This window comes from Belliella filtrata (genome assembly GCF_022549775.1).
Classification (GTDB): domain Bacteria; phylum Bacteroidota; class Bacteroidia; order Cytophagales; family Cyclobacteriaceae; genus Belliella; species Belliella filtrata.
In genome coordinates this window covers 22,788-44,299 of sequence record NZ_JAKZGP010000024.1, presented here as the reverse complement: position 1 = coordinate 44,299, position 21,512 = coordinate 22,788, and the positions used below count along the sequence as shown (strand labels likewise).

Below are 21,512 nucleotides of genomic sequence, written 5' to 3'. Positions count from 1 at the left end.
TTAAAGAAAACAACGCATGAAAATAATAGCAATAGGTAGAAATTATACCGAGCATATAGAAGAATTGAAAAATGAAAGACCTGCAGAGCCAGTTGTTTTTTTAAAACCTGATACCGCAGTCTTGAAAAATAACATGCCTTTTTACCACCCTGATTTTTCTGAAAATATTCATCATGAGGTGGAACTGGTTTTGAAAATTAACAAAGAGGGCAAGTTTATCAAGCCAGAATTTGCTCACAGGTATTACGATGAGATTGGAATTGGTATAGACTTTACTGCCAGAGATTTGCAAGATAAGTGTAAGGCAAAAGGTTTACCCTGGGAAATTGCTAAAGGGTTTAATGGCTCGGCTCCTGTTGGTGAATTTCTACCAGTAAGTGAATTTAAAGCATTAGATGATATTAACTTTCACCTCAACATCAATGGGGAGTTGAGACAGAAAGGCAATACCAAAATGATGCTGTTTGACTTTGGTGTAATCATAGCTTACGTGTCTCAATTTTTTACCTTGAAAAAAGGAGACCTTATATTCACAGGAACTCCTGCAGGCGTAAGCAAGGTAGCTATTGGCGATAGATTAGAAGCATATATTGAGGATCAAAAGTTGTTAGATTTTGAAATCAAATAGGATACTTTTTATATTTCTCTGTTTTTTTGGGCTTCAATTGCAAGCACAAGACTATCTATTCCCAGTGAAGCCCGGCCAGCGAAATTACTTATCGGGCAATTTTGCTGAAATTAGACCAAATCATTTTCACAGTGGTATTGATGTGAAAATTGGTGGGGTAGATGGGGAGCCTATCTTGGCTATTGCTGATGGATATGTCTACAGGCTGAAAGTATCATCTTTTGGTTATGGAAATGTGTTGTACATCAAACATTATGATGGCTCGTCTTCTGTTTATGCTCATTTACAAAAATTCAGTCCAAAAATTTCTCAATGGATGCATGAAAAGATGTACAGCGTGAGAGAAAATGATCACGAAGCATTTCCTGATCCTGAAGACCTGATTGTCAAAAGGGGAGAAGTGATTGGCAATGGAGGAAATACCGGAAGTTCGGGGGGTCCTCATTTGCATTTTGAAATCAGAGATAGCTTAGATCGAGCCATTGATCCATTGACATTTGGTTTTACAAAAGAAGTAAAAGATAATACTCCTCCCATACTGTATAAAGTTGCCCTTAAGCCTTTGACATATGAATCTCGAGTAAATGGCTTATTTGAAAGGCAAGAATTCTCTCCAATCTTAGAAGGAGGGAAATATGTTTTAGCTCAGCCTGTTAAAATTTCGGGAAAAGTAGGAGTGGAGGTCTATGCAGTGGACAAGAAAGATGATGTTCACAATATATTTGGGGTGCCTATTTATGAGCTGTGGGAAGATGATAGGCTCATTTACAACATTAATGTGAACCATATTGACTTTAATATTGGTCGTTTTTTGTTGTCACATACTTATCAAAATAAGTTTACCCGCCTATATCCATATCCAAATAATCCAATGCAGCTTTATGAAAAAGACTCAATCAGTGAGGGTTTGGTTTCAGCGATGGATGGACAATCCAAAAAGTTGCAAGTGAAAATGAGCGATATTTTTGGGAACAGCAGGACATTGGAATTGAATGTTATGGGAGAAGGATCGATGCAAGATTTTACTCCTCAAGTTTCAAATAATTCACCAACAAAAATCAGGTACGATAGAGAAGTCCTAGTAGTAGATACAAAGCTTTCTCAAGTAGGGACGCTGGCTAAAGTCTATGTTGGAGGAAAATATTTGGAAATAGTCCCAGCATACATAGATAAAGGTAGAAGAACGTATGTATGGGACATGGATTATGCCATTCCCGATAGCATAGATTTATGTACCGAGGTGATCAAACCAAGTGTAATTCAAAAAATTCCTTACGGAAAAGCGTTAAATTTCAGAAATGAAAATGTTAGCTTAGGGTTTAGTGAAAATTCGCTCCTTGATGATCTGTATCTTCGGCTTCAAACCAAGAAAGAAAATAATGGAGTCTCTGTAATGATCAATTCATCAGGGGATTACCTTCAACAACCCATTGAAGTCGTTCTTCATAAAGCGACGAGTCAAACCAAAAAGGATCAGCTTCACATCTATTCCGTTGCGGGTAGTGGAAGGAAATCTTTTGTCGGAGGTACTTGGGAAGGCGAGGATATCAAGTTTAAAACCAGAAATTTTGGTACTTTTGTGCTTGATTATGATCAGGTGCCTCCACGCATCAATCCAGTCAAGATTACAGGGCAAGAGATTCGTTTTAGAATCAGTGATGATAAATCTGGGATCAAAGATTTTGAAGCTTTTGTAAATGGCGAGTGGGTGCTGATGAAATACGAGCACAAGCAGGCTGTTATTTGGTCTGAAAAATTAGATAAACAACCTTTCAAAGGAGAGGTTTTATTGAAAGTGCGAGACATGGCTGGAAATGAAGCCACTTGGACCGGAAATATTCAATAAACTTAACCTTAAAACAATTTGAAAATGTCACTAGAAGAAGGAAATGTAGCACCAGATTTTGAGTCAATAGACCAAGATGGTAATCCAATCAAACTCTCCGATTTTAAAGGGAAAAAGGTGATTTTGTATTTTTATCCAAAAGATAATACTCCAGGCTGTACAGCACAAGCTTGCGATCTACGAGATAATTATGAAGCTTTGCAAAAGGCTGGTTATGTTGTGTTAGGAATCAGCTCTGATTCAGCAAAATCTCACCAGAAATTTATAGAAAAGCAATCTCTGCCTTTTACTTTGATCGCAGATGAAGATAAGTCAGTGCATGAAGCATATGGCACTTGGGTAGAAAAATCGATGTATGGAAGAAAATACATGGGTACTGCCCGCACTACATTTGTAATCGATGAGGATGGCAAAATCGAAGAGATCATTGACAAAGTCAAAACCAAAGAACACACGAAACAAATTCTCAAATAACAATATTCCAAACCAATGGAAAAACAACCTTTAGAACAACTCACAAAAATCTCAAGCCAAGTAAGACGTGACATCCTTCGCATGGTACATGCGGTACAGTCAGGTCACCCAGGCGCTTCATTAGGATGTACGGAATTTTTCGTAGCCCTGTATTTCAATCAGATGAAGCACGACAACAAGTTTAACATGGATGGTGCCAATGAAGATTTATTCTTTCTTTCAAATGGACACATTTCTCCAGTATGGTATTCCGTGTTAGCAAGAAGCGGTTATTTTTCCGCAGAAGAAATGAAGACTTTCAGAAAGCTTGACAGTAGACTTCAAGGCCACCCAGCAACAGAAGAAGGCTTACCGGGTATCAGAATTGCCTCTGGATCATTGGGACAAGGTCTTTCTGTAGCTACGGGTGCAGCACAAGCAAAGAAGATCAATGGTGATGATCGCACAGTATATGTATTGATGGGAGATGGAGAGCAGCAAGAAGGTCAGGTATGGGAAGCAGCGATGTATGCAGCTCACCACAAAGTAGATAATTTGATTGCTACCATTGATTTCAATAGACAACAAATCGATGGACCTACCAAAGAAGTGATGGATCTACAAGATTTGAAAGCCAAGTGGGTGGCATTTGGTTGGGAAGTGATCGAGACAAAGCAAGGTAACGACATGGCGTCAGTCCTTGAAGGCTTGGAAAAAGCAAAAGCTTTGACAGGCAAAGGAAAGCCTGTGTTGAACCTACTTCATACAGAAATGGGCTTCGGAGTAGATTTCATGGTAGGTACACACAAATGGCATGGAATCGCCCCAAGTGATGAGCAATTAGCCAATGCTTTGGGTCAATTGGAAGAAACTTTAGGAGACTATTAATCAAAGACTAAGATGGACAAGACATTAGATTTAAAATTTACATATACAGAGAAAAAAGATACTAGGTCTGGATTTGGAGATGGTTTGCTTGAAGCTGGCCGCAAAAACCCAAATGTGGTTGGACTTTGTGCTGATTTGATTGGTTCTTTGAAAATGGGTGCATTCCAAAAGGAATTTCCAGAAAGATTTTTTCAAGTTGGTATTGCAGAAGCTAATATGATAGGCTTGGCAGCAGGTATGACCATCAACGGTAAAATCCCTTTTACTGGTACTTTTGCAAACTTCTCTACAGGTAGAGTTTATGATCAAATCAGACAATCTGTTGCTTATTCTGACAAGAATGTGAAGATTTGTGCGTCTCATGCTGGCTTGACGCTAGGAGAGGATGGTGCAACACACCAGATTCTTGAAGATGTAGGGATGATGAAAATGCTCCCTCACATGACTGTGATCAACCCTTGTGATTATAATCAGACCAAAGCAGCTACCATGGCTATCGCTGAATACGAAGGGCCTGTTTATTTGAGGTTTGGACGTCCTAGCTGGCCAATATTCACTCCAGCTGATCAAAAATTCGAGATTGGAAAAGCTTGGAAAATGATTGAAGGAAAAGATGTGACAATCTTTGCAACTGGCCACCTTGTATGGGAAGCAGTAGTAGCAGAGGCAATGCTAAGAGAAGAGGGGATTTCTGCAGAAGTGATCAATATTCATACGATCAAGCCTTTGGATGAAGAAGCAATCATCGAATCAGTGAAGAAAACTGGTTGTGCAGTATCTGCTGAAGAGCATCAACTCAATGGTGGTCTTGGAGACAGCATTGCACAAACTTTAATAAGAAACAATCCAGCTCCATTGGAGTATGTTGGTGTAAATGATAGCTTTGGTGAATCTGGAACTCCTACAGAGCTTATGGAAAAGTATGGTTTGAATGCTGAAAACATTGTAAAAGCAGCTAAAGCAGCAATCGCAAGAAAATAAGTAAAGTATTTTCTATTAGATAAAAAATCCTGCAAATACCTTTTGTGTTTTTGCAGGATTTTTTTTCAAAGCGATAGAAAAGAGAAACTTGTTAATGCTCAATTCTGTCCATTACTACGATCAATTTTTTTTGCTTCTTTGAATAAGCCATTCTAGACACATTTCCGTAACCAGATAAATTAACTTCACCGATTTTTGTCCAGTTTTTATCCTTATAATTTTTGACGAATATACCATTACCCTTTGCAGTAATGAGGTGGTTTTTGTCTAGCCAGATAAAGTCCTCATTTGAATCTAATGTTTGACCAAAGTTCAGATATTCTCTTTTTTCTAAATCAAATCCCTTGATATTATAAGAATTATTCTTTGTATTTTCAGCTTCAATTTGCTTTTCAATATAGCTTATTACGCTTGTTTTAGGCTGTTTACGAATAGTTCTCCCCACGTTTTGACTAATGGTCAGTTTATCATCTTTGCTATAGGGGTATATTAGTGTATTGGGTTGTCCCAATACAAACATTGCAGCTTTGTTATCATACCAATCATAATATCCTACTGGTTCGATATCATCATATAGTAACTCTGGCTCACCAAAATTAGTAGGGTAAAGCCAAAGTCTTTGCTTTCCATTTTCTTCAACTGTCACCGCAGAAACATATAATCCACAATCAGTAAGCCTAGGGGAATACTCATTTTGATTTTTAGTTTTTGTCAAGTTGGTGAATTTTCTGGAATCAAAATTATAAATGATGATATCGAAATTCCCTTCATCATCAGCAGAAGAAAAAGCCAATTGAACATCATTTATAAAACTTGGCTGATTATCATAGCCTTTTCTATCAGTAATTTTAGAAACTTGTCCTAGTTCCATTTTCTTTCCTGATTTTTTAACATCTACAGCAATCAGGTCAGTATTACCTTGCGCATTGGAAAGGCCAATGGATACTAGGAAGAAAACAAACCCAGACAAAACATATTTCAACATCATTCATTCTTTTTTTCAAAAACTAAATTACAAAACTAAGGTTAGAATGAAGTGGAAAAGTTAAAACTTTATAATCAAGAAAATCTGAATCACCTAAGAAGCCAAGGCGATCAACTTGCGGAGGCTACGCTATTGACTTTGGTCTCTCAACCAGAACTTATTTCTAAATTAAATTCCTGGAATAAGCTTCCAGATTCACAGCAGAGAGAGGAACTTCCAAGTGCTGTAAAGAAATATTTTGATGCATTTGATACTTCGCCAGACTGGGTTGAAATTGAGAAGGTCAAGCTGGCACATGACTTTTTTAGAGAGAATTCAAGTTATTATTTGAGTATGTTGGGTTTTTACGCTTTACCTTATTGCTATGCATTTGCTGATGGAGCTCAAGTACTCTACAGATCGAAAAGAATCACAGAAGATATTGGAATGAGGTTGGCAGAGACTACATTGTTTGTGATGGATATTTTCAAGCCAGGTAACTTTTTGGAGCATGCCGATAGTCTTTGGACAGTATCCAAAGTAAGGTTGATTCATGAGTTTAGCAGATATTTTATAAAAAATAAGTCCATAGGCTGGGAAACAAGCTGGGGAATTCCTATCAATCAAGAAGATATGCTCGGTACAAACTTGGCTTTTAGCCTTTTGGTGATAAGAGGCTTTGATAAATTAGGTAGATTCCCAGGCAAGAATGTGCTTGAAGCCGTTTTACATTATTGGAAAATTGTGGGTTTCTATATGGGAGTTGATATACAGTATTGGCCAAATACCGCAAAGGAGGCATATGAGCTAGAGAGTTTGATTAGAAAAAGGCAAATGAAAGAATCAGATGCCGGAAAATTCTTGGTGACTTCTTTGATAAATTTTTACAAAAATGCAATTCAAGATAGTAGTCTAGCAGACCTTTCAGAGACAATCATCGCTTATTTTGTTGGTGAAAAGGCATCTTCTATTTTGGGTATTAGACAATATGCTGAATTTCCGAGACCCCTTTATAATTTTCTACTACAGCTTAGTTTTTTTCGACAGTCTGGATTGAAACCTACATACTTTCGAATGAGACAAGACTTCCATCTTCAAACCAAAAGGAATTTTGGGAAAGAGGTTTCTTTAAGGATACCTGAACTGATTCGTTCATAATCGTACACTTTTTGTCCGTTTTTAGTTAGCGCTCATCTTAAAAACTGTTAAATTAGCGCATATTTAGCCTTTTTATGCATTGGCATCCTTTTCGTACTTTAGACTACAAATGAGAAAGGTTATCACTACATTTCGAAAATTGCCCTTAGAATTGATCTTTTGGATCGGAGCATTGATTGGGATCTTAAGAATAGATCCGTATAGTGCCGATCACTTCAGCCTCTGCCCTTTGGATAACCTAGGATTCACTTGGTGCCCAGGCTGCGGATTGGGAAGATCAATGAGCTTATTGACAAAAGGAGACTTTCATGCTTCTTGGTCCATGCATCCATTGGCAATGTTTGCATTTGCAGTGATTATCTTTAGAATTTATGAACTGATTAGAAACTTTAAAACAACTCAACAAAATGGCTAACGTATTAAAACACCTTCCTGAATTAGAAGGTATGGAATTGGGATATATTCAAGGTATATTGAAAAACATGGATGAGGAACAAGCAAATATGTTCGCTCAAGTATATCGCGCCAGAAGAAAGGATAATCAAATGATATTGATCCTATGTTTGCTAGGGTTTTTCGGCTTTGCTGGATTGCACAGATTTATCATAGGACAGATAGGGTTAGGTATTCTTTACTTACTGACTGCAGGTTTATGTTTCATAGGAACGATTGTCGATTTGATCAACTATAAAAGTCTTGCCTATGAATACAATGTGAAAGTAGCTCATGAGACATTGGCTATGATGTCTAATGCAAACTATCATATCAACCAAAACACAGGACAAAATGGGAATTAAGCTTAATCAAATACTTCCAGCAGTACTCCTACTTTCCTTTTCTTGGGCTTGTGATATAGAACAAGAGGGGGTTCCGAAGTCCTATGAGGAATCGTTTGAAGGAATAAAGGAAATTGAGGTAAATGGAAGGTTTCTTGAAGTCAGCTACGAAGGCAATGAAAATACATCCGTAGTAGTACTGGATGGCTATACAGAGGTTCCAGAGAGTAGTGATATCGAGTTGAAGTATAGACAATCCGGATCCAAGCTCATCATAGAAGTATCTGGTGAATCTTCGAACATCAACTTCTTCAATTTCGGGGGGCAGAAAAGAGGGTTTATTAGCCTGACTGGACCGGAAAATATTAAGCTGAATATTTTCAATAGTTCTGGAGCGATTGATGTGAAATATGTACATCATGATGAGATTGATCTCAAAGTGAACTCAGGCTCTATCAAAGCGCTGGCACTTGAAGTAGATCAAATTCAATTGAAAGCAAGTTCTGGAAGCATCAAACTGGAAAGTGCTGTGGGTGATATCGTGGCTCAAGTAAATTCTGGGTCTATCAGGATGAATGAAATCAAAGGAAACATTGATGCCAATGCTTCTTCAGGTAGTGTTAGGCTAGACGATGTAGAAGGATTGGTAAATGCCAAGGTGAATTCTGGGTCGATCAAACTCAATCAAGTGAAGTATTTAGGAGATTTGTCTGTAAGCTCAGGAGGAATATCAGCTACGGCATCAGGATTAAGCGAACATACACAATTGAAATCAAGCTCTGGAAGTATAAAGATTCAAACACCTACAGATTTGAAACTTTTCGATTATGATCTTGTAGCGAATTCTGGTTCTGTAAAAGTAGGTGAGGAAAAATCTTCAAAAAGACTAGAAATCAATAATGGAAGTAGCCATATCATAAAAGGAAAGGCGAGTAGTGGTAGCATAAAGATTTCGAATGAATAAATCAACTACAAAAACCACAAGAAAAAAGACCAGTTTCCCTGCTGGTCTTTTTTTTACTATTTACGTTACCTTTCTTCTTTTTTAAAATCCATTGAGACAGAATTGATGCAATACCTGATCCCACCTCTGTCAGTAGGGCCGTCAGGAAATCTATGTCCTAAGTGTCCTCCACATTTGGCACACAATATCTCTTCCCTAATCATGAAATGGGAATAATCCATTTTTACTTCAATAGCATCTTCATTTACTGGATGTGTAAATGCAGGCCAACCACAACCTGAATCATATTTTGAGTTAGAGTGAAAAATAGGATTTCCACATCCCTTACACTCATAGATCCCTGTTTCTTTATTCAAATTGTAAGCTCCTGTGCCTGGTCTTTCGGTGCCTTTTTGTCTCAACACATGGTAGCTAATTTCATCGAGTTCTTCTTTCCATTCTTCATCTGACTTTTCGAATTCATATTTTTTATTACTCATGTCGTCTTTGGTTTATTTGTTTGCAACTTACGGATGATGATTGTCTTTTTTGGTTTTCAATTTTAGGTTGTTTCTCGATTCTTTCTTTATGGTAGATTCGTTCATCAGTTGAGGTCTATATTGACCAGTTGAGTACATCTCAGCTTGATCTTTGTAATGGTGACTGAACAAGTTACCACTTTGTCCAGTTGGAAGGATTGATTCGGATGATTCTACATTGGCAAAATCAAGGACAATCCTCATGGCTGGTCCTGATTTCACCTTATAAATTCCACTTCCATTGAGTTGGAATGCCAATTTATTGACAGCTTCTTCATTGGCCTCTACAACAGGAGCTTTTACATTGAAAATTCTATCTAGAGGTTTTTTGGCTCCAAGTGGATGCTCATGCTCTAAGGTGACCACTTTCTCCCATGTCCACTTTTTACTATTCTTACCAAGTTGATTTTTAAGTTCTTCTAAGCTTATGGTTAAAGCATTTTCTATAATTTCCCTTCTAGTTTCTTCTTGTTCTGTGTTCACATTGTTCCACCAAGGAGAATTTTCTGTGCGTAGGAGTGTAGGTACACTTCTGATATACAGAAAGGTATTTAAGAAGCTTTCAAAATCTTCCTGTCCTAATTCATCCGACATCATCAACTTCAGCGTGTGGAATAGCCATTTGTAATACAAAGTTGGTGCGATATTGTTCAGGTGATGGTCACCTTTCCAATTTTCCAAACTAGCTCTAACGGGTTCATAGCCTTTGAAAAGGTCAGGATTCACCACTTCTATCATACTTTTTGCATTGATAGGGTGGTTCTCATTGATTGATTCGAGTTGAAGTTCTTTGATACTTTCTTGGGTCCAGTCTGTCTTAGCGCTAATCACTTTGGCTATACGATCCCAGCGATCTCCTGGGTAATAGTAACCTGGATAGAAAATGCCATTGGAAAGTGTGTCAGGTTGATTGTTTGCTGAAGCAACAAACCCTGCTTCAGGATTTACTGACATTGGATTTTCTTCAAAAGGTATCCAACCTTCTGGCTCATCTCCATCCGTGCGACCGTCCAAGAAAACTTTACTATTGACATGTTTTGGTCTAATAGGAAGCTTGGCAGCTGCCCACCAAGCAATGTTTCCTTGCTTATCACCATACATTACATTCAATCCAGGAGCATGAATGAGACTTACGGCAGCTTCCATTTCCTGTATATGGCTAGCATGTGAAAGCTTGTAGGTGGCTTCCAAGGCTCTTGTCGGTTCTAAAACATAGACCCACCAGCTAGATACTGGGTTAGCTGTAAGTTTTCCGATTTCAGGAATCACATCGTTCATGATTGGTCCGTGGATTGTTTCCCTAATTTCAAAATCTATACTTGCCTTTCCTTTGACTGGAATTTTTTCTATCCTGCTTTTAATGGGGGCGAAGCCTTCATTATAAATGGTTTGATTGGCATTTTTAGGATCAACTTGCTCTTCATAGAAATCTTGATCATCATTTTCAAACATGGTAAGTCCATAGCTATGTGTCCTTGTGTGCCCCACTAGTCCAAATGGAACTCCTGCCAGGTGATTGCCGTAATAGCTGTAGTCTGGGTATATTATATGTGCTTCATACCAAACTGATGGCTGGGCAAAACCGATGTGAGTATCATTTAAAAATAATACTTCTCCAGATGATGTTCTTTGAGGGGAAATTACCCATGAATTACTGCCCTCCAAAAGTGGTACAGGCAGCTTGTCTAATAAGCTCAAAAGTTTATCACTTTGAATTTTTCCTTCTTCAGTTCTTTTAGGATAATTATTTGGTATAACATGGTGGCTTGGTAAGGTATGTATAGATAGTACCTCTAGATATGATGGTGCCAATGTTCTTACCATTTTTGTAACCAAAGGATCTGTTTTCATCGCCATAGCAAATGTAAATGACATATAGCCTATGATGCTATGGACATCTTCAGAAGTAAAAGGTCTAGGTTTACTTCCCAAAAGCGTGTATTCTATTGGCAACTTTCCATTTTCAATAAAACTATTTACACCAGCTATGTAGGCGTCTGTTGCGTCTTTCCATGGAGTATCAATTTGACTTTCCCACAAAGAATTGCTCCATGTGGCATGCTTTGGAATCCCTAAGGTTCTGAAAAATTTATCTACATCAAGTAATTCCTCACCAAGGAGCTCAGCAAGAGTCCCAGAACCAACCCTTCTCATCATTTCCATTTGAAAAAGCCTATCTTGTGCATGCACAAACCCGAGTGAGAAGTAGGCATCATGCTCATTTTCGGCGTAGATATGAGGAATTCCATAGTTATCGTAAAAAATATCAGCATCTGACTTTAATTCATCTAGAACTATCTCCCCATGATATTTTGGAGAATACAAGTGGCTGATAATTTGAAACCCTACGATAAGTAGGAAGAAAACACCCAAAAGTGCGAACAAGATTTTTTTCATGAGGTTATTTTCTATGAATGTGAATTTAAATTTAGGAAGTTTTTCTGTTTTGAATTCTATCCTGATATAAATCAGTCTTAATTGTTCTATAAATTATCGGCAGGTGTCAAAGATTTTGACTAACTTAAAGCCTATAGTTTGAATGAATAATTGATAGATTTTATCAATCGTTTCTATGATTCTATATTGAAATTACTTACCTACATTAGTGAAATCAATTTGAAATTATTTTCTAAACCCTTAACAACATATTTTAATTATGGCAGATATCAATAGTGAATCTAACAAGTATCCAGATCAAAGCGGAGGAAAATGTCCTGTTATGCATGGAGGAAATACGAGATTGGGAGGAAATGGATCCATGAACAAAGATTGGTGGCCAAATCAACTCAATTTGGGGATTCTTCACCAACATGCACCAAAATCTAATCCTTTGGGAGAGGACTTTAATTATGCAGAGGCATTCAAGCAACTTGATTTAGCTGCAGTAAAACAAGATATTGAAAAAGTGCTTACTACTTCGGTAGATTGGTGGCCAGCTGATTACGGCCATTATGGTCCTCTGATGATCAGAATGGCTTGGCATAGCGCAGGAACATACAGAACGGGGGATGGTAGAGGAGGAGCTTCTACGGGAAACCAAAGATTCGCACCACTGAATAGTTGGCCAGATAATGGGAATTTGGATAAAGCCAGAAGACTACTTTGGCCGATCAAGCAAAAATATGGAAATAAGTTGTCATGGGCTGATTTATTCATTTTGACAGGAAACGTTTCTTTGGAGTCTATGGGGCTAAAGACCTTTGGATTTGCAGGAGGTAGAGAGGATATTTTTCAGCCAGAAGAGGATATCTATTGGGGAGCCGAAGATACATGGCTTGGCAACAAACGATATTCAGGAGAAAGGGACCTAGAAAATCCATTGGCAGCAGTTCAAATGGGATTGATCTATGTGAATCCAGAGGGACCAGATGGAAATCCAGATCCTTTGGCTTCAGCTAGAGATATCAGAGAGACTTTTGACAGAATGGCAATGAATGATTATGAGACAGTAGCTTTGACGGCTGGTGGTCATACTTTTGGAAAAACTCATGGTGCTGGTGATGCAAGTTTGGTAGGAGTAGAGCCAGAGGGAGCGGAGATAGAGCAAATGGGTTTTGGCTGGAAGAGTAGCTTCAAGAGTGGTAAAGGAAGAGATACTATCACTTCAGGTCTTGAAGGAGCTTGGACACCTACACCTACCAAGTGGGATATGTCTTATTTTGACGTCCTTTTCGGATATGAGTGGGAGTTGAGCAAAAGTCCAGCAGGCGCCCATATCTGGGAAGCTAAAGATCTCAAGCCTGAAGATCATGCACCTGATGCTGAAGATGGTAACATCAAAGTGAAAATCATGATGTCTACCGCTGACATGGCAATGCGTGAAGATCCTGAGTACAGAAAGATTTCAGAACATTTTCACAAGAATCCTGAAGAATTTGCAGAAGCATTTGCTAGAGCTTGGTTTAAACTTACGCACAGGGATATGGGGCCTAAGTCTAGGTATCTTGGTCCCGAAGTACCAGCAGAAGATTTGATTTGGCAAGATCCAATACCACCAGTAGTGTATGAACTGATTTCTGATGCTGATGTAGCAGCATTGAAAGGAAAGATTTTAGCGTCAGGTTTAAGCATATCAGAACTTGTGTATACTGCATGGTCTTCAGCTTCTACATTTAGAGGCTCTGACTTGAGAGGAGGAGCTAATGGAGCAAGAATCATGCTTGAGCCACAGATTGGATGGGATGTAAATCAGCCAGCACAACTCAAAAAAGTACTAGATACCTTGGAGCAAGTGAAAGTAGCTTATGGTAAATCTGTCTCAATGGCAGACATGATAGTGTTAGGTGGATGTGCAGCAGTAGAGAAAGCGGCAAAAGATGCAGGATACGCTATCACAGCACCTTTTACTCCAGGTAGGGCTGATGCTACAGCAGATCAGACTGACGCTGATTCTTTTGAGGCACTCAAGCCTGAGGCTGATGGATTTAGAAATTATAGAAGAGCGAAATTCACTGTTTCAGATGAAGAAATGCTGGTAGATAAAGCTCAGCTTCTTACATTGAGTGCACCTGAAATGGCTGTATTGGTTGGTGGTATGCGCGTACTTGATGCCAATTATAAGCAAAGTAAGCATGGCGTTTTGACCAAGACACCAGGGAAGTTGACAAATGATTTCTTTGTGAACATTACCGATATGAGTGTAGGATGGGCACCTTCAAGAAAAGAAGAGGATGTATTTGAGGCACATGATAGAAAGACTGGTGAAGTGAGGTGGTCTGGTACGCGAGTGGATTTGATTTTTGGGTCAAATTCTCAGCTCAGGGCTATTTCAGAGGTCTATGCTCAAGATGATGCCAAAGAAAAATTTGTCAAAGACTTTGTGAAAGCTTGGGACAAAGTGATGAACCTTGATAGGTTTGATATCAAATAATGTGTTCATTTTATTTCAAATAAAAAGGTGGCTCTATTTTTAGAGCCACCTTTTTTATAAGTCTAATTGTAATCTGATTACATTATCTCATTTTTTTTCACTTGTTATGATCAAGGGCAAAGTAACAAGCGAGTAAATCTCTTAATACAAAACCCTAAACCTAATAGTGCCAGGGATTTCCTTCATTTTATCGATCACCTCAGGAGAATATGCCTTATCAATGTCTGTGATCACGTATCCGATTTTTTCATTTGTTTTCAAATACTGTCCTACAATGTTGATTTCATAATCAGCAAGTGTTCGGTTGATTTTTGCCAAAACACCAGGCTCATTTTGATGGATGTGAATCAACCTGTGCGCATTTTGTAAAAATGGTAATTGAATATTTGGGAAATTGACCGAGTTGTAAGTGTTTCCAGTATTGATGTATTCCATGATCTTACCAGGTACAAACCTTGCGATATTAACCTGTGCTTCAGAAGTAGACCCACCAATATGAGGGGTAAGTACCACATTTTTGCATCCAATCAGCTCTGAAACAAATGGCTCATCATTATTCTTTGGTTCTTCAGGAAACACATCTACGGCAGCACCTGCAAGGTGACCAGAATTTAATGCGTTTTTGAGTGCAGGGATGTCTACTACATGCCCTCTACTAAGGTTAAGAAGGTAAGCACCCTTTTTCATTTTTGCTAGCTTCTCATTGTCTAGGATATTTTTATTGTCTTTTCTTCCGTCCACATGAAGTGAGATCACATCACAATGAGCCAATAGATCATCTAATGAATCAATTTTAGTAGCATTTCCAAGAGCTAACTTTTCGATTACATCATAATAGTAAACGTCCATTCCCATATTTTCTGCCAAGACAGAGAGTTGTGCACCGATGTTCCCATATCCTATTATGCCTAGCTTTTTACCTCTGATTTCAAAGCTTCCTGTGGCCGATTTGTCCCATATACCCTTGTGCATTCCAAGAGATTTGTCATGGAAGTTACGCATCAGGAATATGATCTCCGCTATTGCCATTTCTACAACTGATCGGGTATTGCTAAATGGCGCATTGAAGACTGCGATACCTTTTTTTGTACAAGTATCAAGGTCAATCTGGTTTGTACCGATACAGAAAGCTCCAATAGAGATCAGTCTGTTAGCGTTTTCCAATACCTTCTTAGTAACATTAGTCTTAGACCTGATGCCTAGAATGCTGACGTCTTTTATTTTCTCTGCAAGTTCATCTTCGGACAATGCTGAAGAAATTACTTCGACATTGTAACCTTCTTGTTGCATAAGTTCAACGCCAATTGGATGAACATTTTCAAGCAACAGCACATTGATACGGCTTTTTGGGTAGGAGAATTTTTTGTTCATTTTGTTAACATATAGGATCTCGTCCAAACTAGGAGCGATATGATCAGCTTTGGAAGTTACTTTAGGTCGAGCTACATTTTCTGTGAAAGCATAAAATTTATTTGCAAGACCAGATTCTTTGATTTCATAGTCAGTATAACCGTCACCGATCACATAGATATCTCCTTCTAAGTTAAGAGATTTGATCGTTTCGGGTTTACCTCCATTTTTAGAAAGTATGTTTTCTCTGTTGAAATCAATGATTTTGCCTGACTCATCATAAATGAATTCATTGGCATAAACATTATCAGACTTGATACCATATTGTCCAACAATAGGAGTGATGAAGTCTTTGAAACCATTAGAAATGATAATAATATCATTAGCATGCTCTTCCAAGAACTCTTTGTTTCTGTGGAAAGACTTTGAAACTTTGGATTTCAAGGATTCGATCAACTCGGAAATTTGAGATTTGTTGGCTTCTAAGATTTCCAGACGCTTCTCTAGGCTTTCTCGGAAATTCAAAGTGCCTTCCATTCCCAAATCAGTAATATCTTTAATAGCTTTTAATTTTTCATCACGTTTTGGATCTTCCTTTAGGCTGATTTCCCCTAATACATCCAATGCTTCTACTTGTGTAAATGTACTGTCAAAATCGATGATGAATTTTGTTTTACTAGGCATTTTATAGTGGTTTATTAATGATTTGTCCTCAAAATTAGGATATTCTTAAAAATTAAACACTTTAATTAGAAAAAATACTTTCTAAGCCAATTCTACAGAAGATTCGAAATCGATTGTATTAAAAAATAGGTGAGAATTTGTTTTGAAATTTTTTTAGCCTCAAATCATAAATAGGACATTGAGCCGCTGCAAGACTGAATCATAAGGTACAATGTCCAATTAAATTATTTAATCAAGGATCAAGGTCGTTTCGTAAAGTTGAGAAGACCTGATAGGTTTTTTCAGCGTATTGGAAAAGGGTAACTATTCGCACATACCCTACTTGATGTAAAACCTATCAGGTCTAAACTTTAAGACATTGGATCGAAGGTTTACTTGATAGATTTGATTAGCCTTTCATTAAGCCCTACATAGTCTGGATTCTTTGCTTCTTTTGCCATTTCCATTGACATTTTAGCGGTTTCTATAGCTTCTTTCTTTTTGCCCAATTCAAGCTCAATCTTTGCTTTTAGGTGAGCTGTCCAATATTTTGGATCAGAATCCACTGATTTATTGATCCACTCCAAAGCCTTGTTCATGTCCTTTTTATTGGTGAAATAATAATTGGCCGCTTGGTAATAAAGTCCTGGATTCGTAGGTTCTTGATCGATCACCAATTTTTTGATTTGATCCATTACAATTGGATCTACTTCTGTTTCTATGCGGAATTCAGCTTTAACCATTTCCCATTTGAAAACTACACTAGCTCCAGTATCTGTCATATCTGTAAAGCCAATTTCCATAGTCTCATATTTTTGACCAGTTTTACCCGCTTTTACTTTGAATCTCAAGAAATCATCTTCAGCATTGTATCCTACAGCACCCCAAAGCTTCGTGTTGGTAGAAAGGATGTAGGTCCACTCATTTTTCTCAGGGATGGCATAGATAGCATAGCTTCCAGCAGGCACATTATTTCCCTCGACTTTGACTGGAGTAGAAAACTCTATTACGGTAGCTGCATTGGCTCCGGCTCTCCAAACCTGACCATAAGGAACAAGTTCACCGAAGATTTTCCTTCCTTTGGTACTGGGTCTACTGTATTCAATTTTCACATCTGTAAGACCGATTTTTTGGGAAATTGTGGCAGCTGGACTTGCTTGTGGCATGTCTATTTGTTGACCGTGTGCGGTTATTACAAATAGTAAACTACAAATGATAGTAGATATTTTACCAGAAAGATTCAATTTAATCATGGTTTTATTGTTGATTTGTTTAGTTAATTATATTTAATACCCTAACTTTACCTCTTCATCCTGTATAGTGAGAGATATTTCTCGTATATTTGACAAAGCAATTTATGTATTTTGATGGAATTTTCGTCTTATAGATTGCTTTGATTAAACTCGAATTACAAAAATATATTTCAAGTATAATCTGATTTTATTACTAAAATTCAAATTTTGTTAATTGTCTATACTTACAAAATCTTGTAAGTTGCTGATTCAAAAAATGATGCCTAGTTTTTGACTTTCGATAAACTTGTGGTTTATCAAATTTGATCAGCGATGTGACAATAATGTGACACAAATTTTGAGCTGATGTATAAAAGATTACACTATTCTATTCAAATAAATTATTGAAAATTAAAATATAAGTTTTAATGGGGATTGCAATAATTTCTCCTAGTAGGAGCACCGAAATCTGGGAAAAAGAGATAATAGGCATTGATAATCAAATAGATATTCAAGTGTATCCTGATATTGAGAGATTTGAAGATGTAACCGTGGTCTTGCTTTGGAATCATCCAAAGGGTTACTTGACCAAATTCCCTAACTTAAAGCTTGTCTGTTCTATGGGTGCTGGAGTAGATCATATTCTAGCGGATGAAACAATCCCCGAAAACTTGCCAATTACCAGAATTGTAGATCCGAAATTAACATTCTCAATGAGTAATTTTGTAATCATGGGGGTGCTCAATTATCATCGCCAGTGGACGAGGTATCAAATGCAACAGCTAGAGCGGAAATGGGATATGTCAAAGCCCGAGATACCTGTACATGTAGGTGTTTTGGGAGTAGGGGAGCTCGGTGGAGATTTGATCAATAAATTACAAGCACTAGGATTAGAAGTGTCGGGATATGGAAACTCACCAAAAAATGGGCTTTCCTATTCTTATTATTATGGGGATCAATTACAGGACTTTTTGAATCAATGTAACCTCATAGTTTGTCTTCTACCATTGACTTCTCATACTACCAAATTTTTGAATAAAGCGTTTTTTCAAAAATGCAAGGCAGGTACCTATCTGATAAATGTGGCTCGAGGAAAACATCTTGAAGAAAAAGACCTTGTAGAGGCATTGGACAAAGGGCTTTTATCAGGAGCACTTTTGGATGTGTTTTCGGAAGAACCATTGCCTGAAGATCATCCATTTTGGTCACATGAAAAGATTCAGGTGACGCCACATATCGCTAGTGTGACAAATCCCAAAGCCGCAGTACCACAAATCGTAAAAAACTACCACAACATACTAAACCAACAACCTCTAATCAATCAAATTGATAGAAAAAGAGGGTACTAATCCCAATAAAAATGGAAACTAATTTTAAGATTATTTGTCCAACTGATTTTTCTGAATGTTCATTGAATGCCATTGAATATGCTGCTAAACTGGGCGAAAAATACCATGCTGATTTGATTCTTTTACATATTCCAAATGTGGAAGATTACTGGAAATTAATGGTCAAAGAAAGCCAACAGACTGATCAATTAGGTTTTATTCAAAAGAAACTTAATAGCCTTCTTGCTGCGGTAAAGTCAGAAAGTATAGAGAAGGGCTTAAATTCTTGTACAACTGCAATCAGAGAAGGTAAAATAGTGGAAGCTATCAATGATTATGCGATTGATCAAAATGCCGACATGATCATCATGGGAACTGAAGGTGTGAATGATTTCAAGAATAACTTCATTGGAACAAGGGCATCTAGGTTAATGGATTTGACTGGGATTGATCTTTTACTTATTCCTAGAAGGGTTTATTTCAAACATCCAAGGAAAATCGTATATGCTACCAACTACATAGAAGAGGATAAGCTGGCCATTCAAAAAGTAACCAGGCTAGCAAGTTTTTTTGATTCAGAAGTAGATATTTTACACGTAAGTACGAATACCAAGTCCATAGAAAAGCACTTACACCTAACCATGGTGGAAGAAATCAAACCATTTATAAAATACGATAAAGTAAATTACATCTTCAAAGCTTATAGAGATGGCGTAGGCTTAGGCTTGGAAAACTATCTTGTAACAGCCAAAGGAGATCTTCTGGTTACTATGAGCAAAAAGAAATCATGGTTTGATCAAATATTTGCTCAAAACCTGTCCAGGAAAATGTCTTATTTTATAAATAAGCCACTCTTTGTGATCAAGAATGGCTAACCCTTTATTTGTTTTTGAATCCAGAAGCAATAAATGAGAAGAAATCATCGCGTGTAGACTTGTCTGTAAAAAGCTTCTTTACAACGTCAAAATATCCCTTTACATTCAATGAGTTGGGGGGATTTTCTTGTTTTGGCATAGTGAATTCCTTAGCTTTCTGTTTGTTGATATGCTCATCTGAAGATGCTGTGTTTTCAGATTTTGGTTTGTATCCTACCAAATCGTCGGCTTGCTGAAAGCTACGCTGTGCAAGTTCCTTATAGCCAAGTTTTTCTTCTACGAGTCCTCGGTTGTTGTATGCTACGGCATCTTCTGGATCCATTTCAATGGCCTTGGTATAATCGTCTATGGCCCCTTGCAAATCTCCGATTCGGTCTTTGAAGTATGCCCGACTACTATATCGGTAAGGGTTATTTGGTTCAAGATTTAACGCGCTGTCAAATTCAGATGCGGCTTCTTCATTTCTTCCTAAAAGATGAAGTACCACGGCTTTATCACTGATATAGGTAGGGTTAAATGGCTCGAAACCTGTCAATCGATCAAAATCATTTAATGATAAATCAAACTTACCTAATCGTGAATATATTCTAGCTCTGAAAAATAAAAACTCTTTATTGTCGCTATCCTCTTTAAGACATTCATTGATGTTGTCCAATGCCTCATCAAATTTTCCTGACTTGAAATATGCTACACTTTGCTCAAAACTTGCCATTATCTATCTTTTTGTGATATTATACATACAAAGGTAAGACTGATAAAGTTTAGAAGAAATCTAGAATAGTTTAATATTCCGCTTAAAATTGACAAATGATTACCAATTTTTAAGACTAATATTTATTACGTTTCATTGGTGGTAGTGAGACAAGCCTATTTTAGAGAATTGAAAAATTGGACATGAACCTATATTCAACAATCATTCAATCCACAATCAAACTTATCTATCCTTGAGGATATTCATATTCTTTATATCTTTGATTCGAAAAACTTAGACATGCCAAGTAAACCAGAAGACATCATCAAAGATCTCCATGCTGGAAAATATGCTCCAGTATATTTTTTACATGGAGAGGAGCCATATTTTATAGATGTTATCAGTGACTACATTGAAAAAAATGCCATTCCTGAGCATGAAAAAGGCTTCAATCAAACAGTGATGTATGGGAAAGATGCTCCAATGCCAGCGATTATGAGTAATGCCAGGAGGTTCCCAATGATGGCAGATCGTCAAGTAGTGATCGTGAAAGAGGCACAGAATATAGTTGGTCTTGGAAAAGAGGAGGTAGATAGTCTATTAATCAATTACCTCAAGAACCCATTACCAAGTACCATTTTGGTTTTTGCTCACAAGTACAAAGTGTTAGATGGGCGAAAGGCTCTAGCCAAGGAGCTTGATAAGAAAGCCATCCTGGTCAAATCAGACAAAGTACCTGATTACAAAATGGCTGCATGGGTCAAAGATTATATTCAATCAAAAGGTCACCAAATTGACGATCGCAATGCTTCTATTATAGCAGAAAGTATTGGAAACAACTTGGAAGTGCTCACCAATGAAATTGGTAAAATGCTGATCAATTTTACCTCTTCCACACAAGTTGACGCCAGTCACATACAGCAATACATCGGTATCAATAAGGATTACAACAATTTTGAGCTTACCAAAGCCATTGGAGTGAAAGATGTAATCAAAGCAAATAAAATTATTCATTATTTTGGGCAGAACCCAAAAGGACACCCATTGATTCCAATGATTGCCTTGATGTTCAACTATTTTCAAAAGATCGCTCTTGCACATGAAATGTCTAAGGCATCAGATCAAGATTTGGCGAGAAGTTTAGGGGTGAACCCCTTCTTTGTGAAAGAATATCGTATCGCTGCCAGAAATTACAATTTGGGCAAGGTTATTGAGTCTTTTACATACCTTAGAGAGGCAGATTTACGTTCTAAAGGTGTAAATGCCAATGGGATGGATGAATCCCAAATTCTCAAAGAATTGATTTTCAAAATCATGCATTAACCCA

19 protein-coding genes are annotated in these 21,512 nt (G+C 37.5%); 13 read left to right on the top strand and 6 right to left on the bottom strand.

The window, feature by feature from the left end:
- Positions 1–16: 16 nt before the first annotated feature.
- The 5 genes from MM239_RS10655 to MM239_RS10635 are packed head-to-tail and all read left to right on the top strand — an operon-like array spanning position 17 to position 4,796.
- Positions 17–628: a fumarylacetoacetate hydrolase family protein gene (locus tag MM239_RS10655; protein ID WP_241348223.1), complete on the top strand. Its 612-nt coding sequence runs from the start codon at positions 17–19 to the stop codon at positions 626–628.
- Positions 615–2,474 carry a M23 family metallopeptidase gene (locus tag MM239_RS10650; RefSeq protein WP_241348222.1) on the top strand — a complete coding sequence of 620 codons (1,860 nt, stop codon included), beginning with the start codon at positions 615–617 and terminating at the stop codon, positions 2,472–2,474. The genes MM239_RS10655 and MM239_RS10650 overlap by 14 nt, the downstream gene beginning before the upstream one ends.
- 24 nt (positions 2,475–2,498) lie before the next feature.
- Complete coding sequence (gene bcp / locus MM239_RS10645) at positions 2,499–2,948, top strand: thioredoxin-dependent thiol peroxidase (protein WP_241348221.1); 450 nt, start codon at positions 2,499–2,501, stop codon at positions 2,946–2,948.
- 15 nt (positions 2,949–2,963) lie between these two features.
- Positions 2,964–3,815: a transketolase gene (locus MM239_RS10640; protein WP_241348220.1), complete on the top strand. Its 852-nt coding sequence runs from the start codon at positions 2,964–2,966 to the stop codon at positions 3,813–3,815.
- A 12-nt stretch (positions 3,816–3,827) separates the two neighbouring features.
- Positions 3,828–4,796: a transketolase family protein gene (locus MM239_RS10635; protein WP_241348219.1), complete on the top strand. Its 969-nt coding sequence runs from the start codon at positions 3,828–3,830 to the stop codon at positions 4,794–4,796.
- Between the two features lie 91 nt (positions 4,797–4,887).
- Here the strand turns inward: MM239_RS10635 and MM239_RS10630 are convergent, their stop codons facing one another.
- On the bottom strand, positions 4,888–5,784 hold the full coding sequence (locus MM239_RS10630; RefSeq protein WP_241348218.1) for a TolB family protein: 897 nt from the start codon (positions 5,782–5,784) through the stop codon (positions 4,888–4,890).
- A gap of 48 nt (positions 5,785–5,832) precedes the next feature.
- On the opposite strand from MM239_RS10630, the gene MM239_RS10625 reads away from it, so the two are divergent.
- The 4 genes from MM239_RS10625 to MM239_RS10610 all read left to right on the top strand — a co-directional run bounded on the left by MM239_RS10625 (position 5,833) and on the right by MM239_RS10610 (position 8,658).
- On the top strand, positions 5,833–6,918 hold the full coding sequence (locus tag MM239_RS10625) for an oxygenase MpaB family protein (RefSeq protein ID WP_241348217.1): 1,086 nt from the start codon (positions 5,833–5,835) through the stop codon (positions 6,916–6,918).
- A gap of 109 nt (positions 6,919–7,027) precedes the next feature.
- Entirely contained in the window at positions 7,028–7,333 is a 306-nt protein-coding gene (locus MM239_RS10620; protein ID WP_241348216.1) for a DUF2752 domain-containing protein, read from the top strand.
- A complete protein-coding gene (locus MM239_RS10615) occupies positions 7,326–7,715 on the top strand; it encodes a TM2 domain-containing protein (protein ID WP_241348215.1) in 390 nt (129 codons plus the stop codon). Before MM239_RS10620 ends, MM239_RS10615 begins: the two co-directional genes overlap by 8 nt.
- A complete protein-coding gene (locus MM239_RS10610; RefSeq protein WP_241348214.1) occupies positions 7,705–8,658 on the top strand; it encodes a DUF4097 family beta strand repeat-containing protein in 954 nt (317 codons plus the stop codon). The genes MM239_RS10615 and MM239_RS10610 overlap by 11 nt, the downstream gene beginning before the upstream one ends.
- Positions 8,659–8,723: 65 nt before the next feature.
- On the opposite strand, the gene msrB is transcribed toward MM239_RS10610, so the two are convergent.
- Positions 8,724–9,137 (bottom strand): peptide-methionine (R)-S-oxide reductase MsrB, encoded by a 414-nt coding sequence (gene msrB, locus MM239_RS10605; RefSeq protein ID WP_241348213.1) that lies wholly within the window; start codon positions 9,135–9,137, stop codon positions 8,724–8,726.
- Between the two features lie 27 nt (positions 9,138–9,164).
- On the bottom strand, positions 9,165–11,573 hold the full coding sequence (locus MM239_RS10600; protein ID WP_241348212.1) for a penicillin acylase family protein: 2,409 nt from the start codon (positions 11,571–11,573) through the stop codon (positions 9,165–9,167).
- 259 nt (positions 11,574–11,832) lie between these two features.
- Here MM239_RS10600 and katG point away from each other — a divergent pair, with 259 nt between their 5' ends.
- Entirely contained in the window at positions 11,833–14,046 is a 2,214-nt protein-coding gene (gene katG / locus MM239_RS10595) for a catalase/peroxidase HPI (RefSeq protein WP_262918615.1), read from the top strand.
- Positions 14,047–14,187: 141 nt separating this feature from the next.
- Here katG and serA read toward each other — a convergent pair whose 3' ends face one another.
- Positions 14,188–16,080: a phosphoglycerate dehydrogenase gene (gene serA / locus MM239_RS10590; RefSeq protein WP_241348211.1), complete on the bottom strand. Its 1,893-nt coding sequence runs from the start codon at positions 16,078–16,080 to the stop codon at positions 14,188–14,190.
- A 371-nt stretch (positions 16,081–16,451) separates the two neighbouring features.
- Entirely contained in the window at positions 16,452–17,312 is an 861-nt protein-coding gene (locus tag MM239_RS10585; protein WP_241348210.1) for a DUF2911 domain-containing protein, read from the bottom strand.
- 407 nt (positions 17,313–17,719) lie between these two features.
- On the opposite strand from MM239_RS10585, the gene MM239_RS10580 reads away from it, so the two are divergent.
- Complete coding sequence (locus MM239_RS10580) at positions 17,720–18,640, top strand: 2-hydroxyacid dehydrogenase (protein WP_241348209.1); 921 nt, start codon at positions 17,720–17,722, stop codon at positions 18,638–18,640.
- An 11-nt stretch (positions 18,641–18,651) separates the two neighbouring features.
- Positions 18,652–19,494: a universal stress protein gene (locus tag MM239_RS10575; protein WP_241348208.1), complete on the top strand. Its 843-nt coding sequence runs from the start codon at positions 18,652–18,654 to the stop codon at positions 19,492–19,494.
- A gap of 4 nt (positions 19,495–19,498) precedes the next feature.
- Here MM239_RS10575 and MM239_RS10570 read toward each other — a convergent pair whose 3' ends face one another.
- Positions 19,499–20,206 (bottom strand): tetratricopeptide repeat protein, encoded by a 708-nt coding sequence (locus MM239_RS10570; RefSeq protein WP_241348207.1) that lies wholly within the window; start codon positions 20,204–20,206, stop codon positions 19,499–19,501.
- Between the two features lie 279 nt (positions 20,207–20,485).
- On the opposite strand from MM239_RS10570, the gene holA reads away from it, so the two are divergent.
- Positions 20,486–21,508: a DNA polymerase III subunit delta gene (gene holA, locus MM239_RS10565; RefSeq protein WP_241348206.1), complete on the top strand. Its 1,023-nt coding sequence runs from the start codon at positions 20,486–20,488 to the stop codon at positions 21,506–21,508.
- Positions 21,509–21,512: the final 4 nt, after the last annotated feature.

Excerpts from the sequence above, each read along its gene's own strand:
- MM239_RS10655 (WP_241348223.1), top strand. The coding sequence starts at position 17 with ATGAAAATAATAGCAATAGGTAGAAATTATACCGAGCATATAGAAGAA.
- bcp (WP_241348221.1), top strand. The coding sequence starts at position 2,499 with ATGTCACTAGAAGAAGGAAATGTAGCACCAGATTTTGAGTCAATAGAC.
- MM239_RS10640 (WP_241348220.1), top strand. The coding sequence starts at position 2,964 with ATGGAAAAACAACCTTTAGAACAACTCACAAAAATCTCAAGCCAAGTA.
- MM239_RS10635 (WP_241348219.1), top strand. The coding sequence starts at position 3,828 with ATGGACAAGACATTAGATTTAAAATTTACATATACAGAGAAAAAAGAT.
- MM239_RS10630 (WP_241348218.1), bottom strand. The coding sequence starts at position 5,784 with ATGATGTTGAAATATGTTTTGTCTGGGTTTGTTTTCTTCCTAGTATCC.
- MM239_RS10620 (WP_241348216.1), top strand. The coding sequence starts at position 7,028 with ATGAGAAAGGTTATCACTACATTTCGAAAATTGCCCTTAGAATTGATC.
- MM239_RS10615 (WP_241348215.1), top strand. The coding sequence starts at position 7,326 with ATGGCTAACGTATTAAAACACCTTCCTGAATTAGAAGGTATGGAATTG.
- MM239_RS10610 (WP_241348214.1), top strand. The coding sequence starts at position 7,705 with ATGGGAATTAAGCTTAATCAAATACTTCCAGCAGTACTCCTACTTTCC.
- msrB (WP_241348213.1), bottom strand. The coding sequence starts at position 9,137 with ATGAGTAATAAAAAATATGAATTCGAAAAGTCAGATGAAGAATGGAAA.
- MM239_RS10600 (WP_241348212.1), bottom strand. The coding sequence starts at position 11,573 with ATGAAAAAAATCTTGTTCGCACTTTTGGGTGTTTTCTTCCTACTTATC.
- katG (WP_262918615.1), top strand. The coding sequence starts at position 11,833 with ATGGCAGATATCAATAGTGAATCTAACAAGTATCCAGATCAAAGCGGA.
- serA (WP_241348211.1), bottom strand. The coding sequence starts at position 16,080 with ATGCCTAGTAAAACAAAATTCATCATCGATTTTGACAGTACATTTACA.
- MM239_RS10585 (WP_241348210.1), bottom strand. The coding sequence starts at position 17,312 with ATGATTAAATTGAATCTTTCTGGTAAAATATCTACTATCATTTGTAGT.
- MM239_RS10580 (WP_241348209.1), top strand. The coding sequence starts at position 17,720 with ATGGGGATTGCAATAATTTCTCCTAGTAGGAGCACCGAAATCTGGGAA.
- MM239_RS10575 (WP_241348208.1), top strand. The coding sequence starts at position 18,652 with ATGGAAACTAATTTTAAGATTATTTGTCCAACTGATTTTTCTGAATGT.
- MM239_RS10570 (WP_241348207.1), bottom strand. The coding sequence starts at position 20,206 with ATGGCAAGTTTTGAGCAAAGTGTAGCATATTTCAAGTCAGGAAAATTT.
- holA (WP_241348206.1), top strand. The coding sequence starts at position 20,486 with ATGCCAAGTAAACCAGAAGACATCATCAAAGATCTCCATGCTGGAAAA.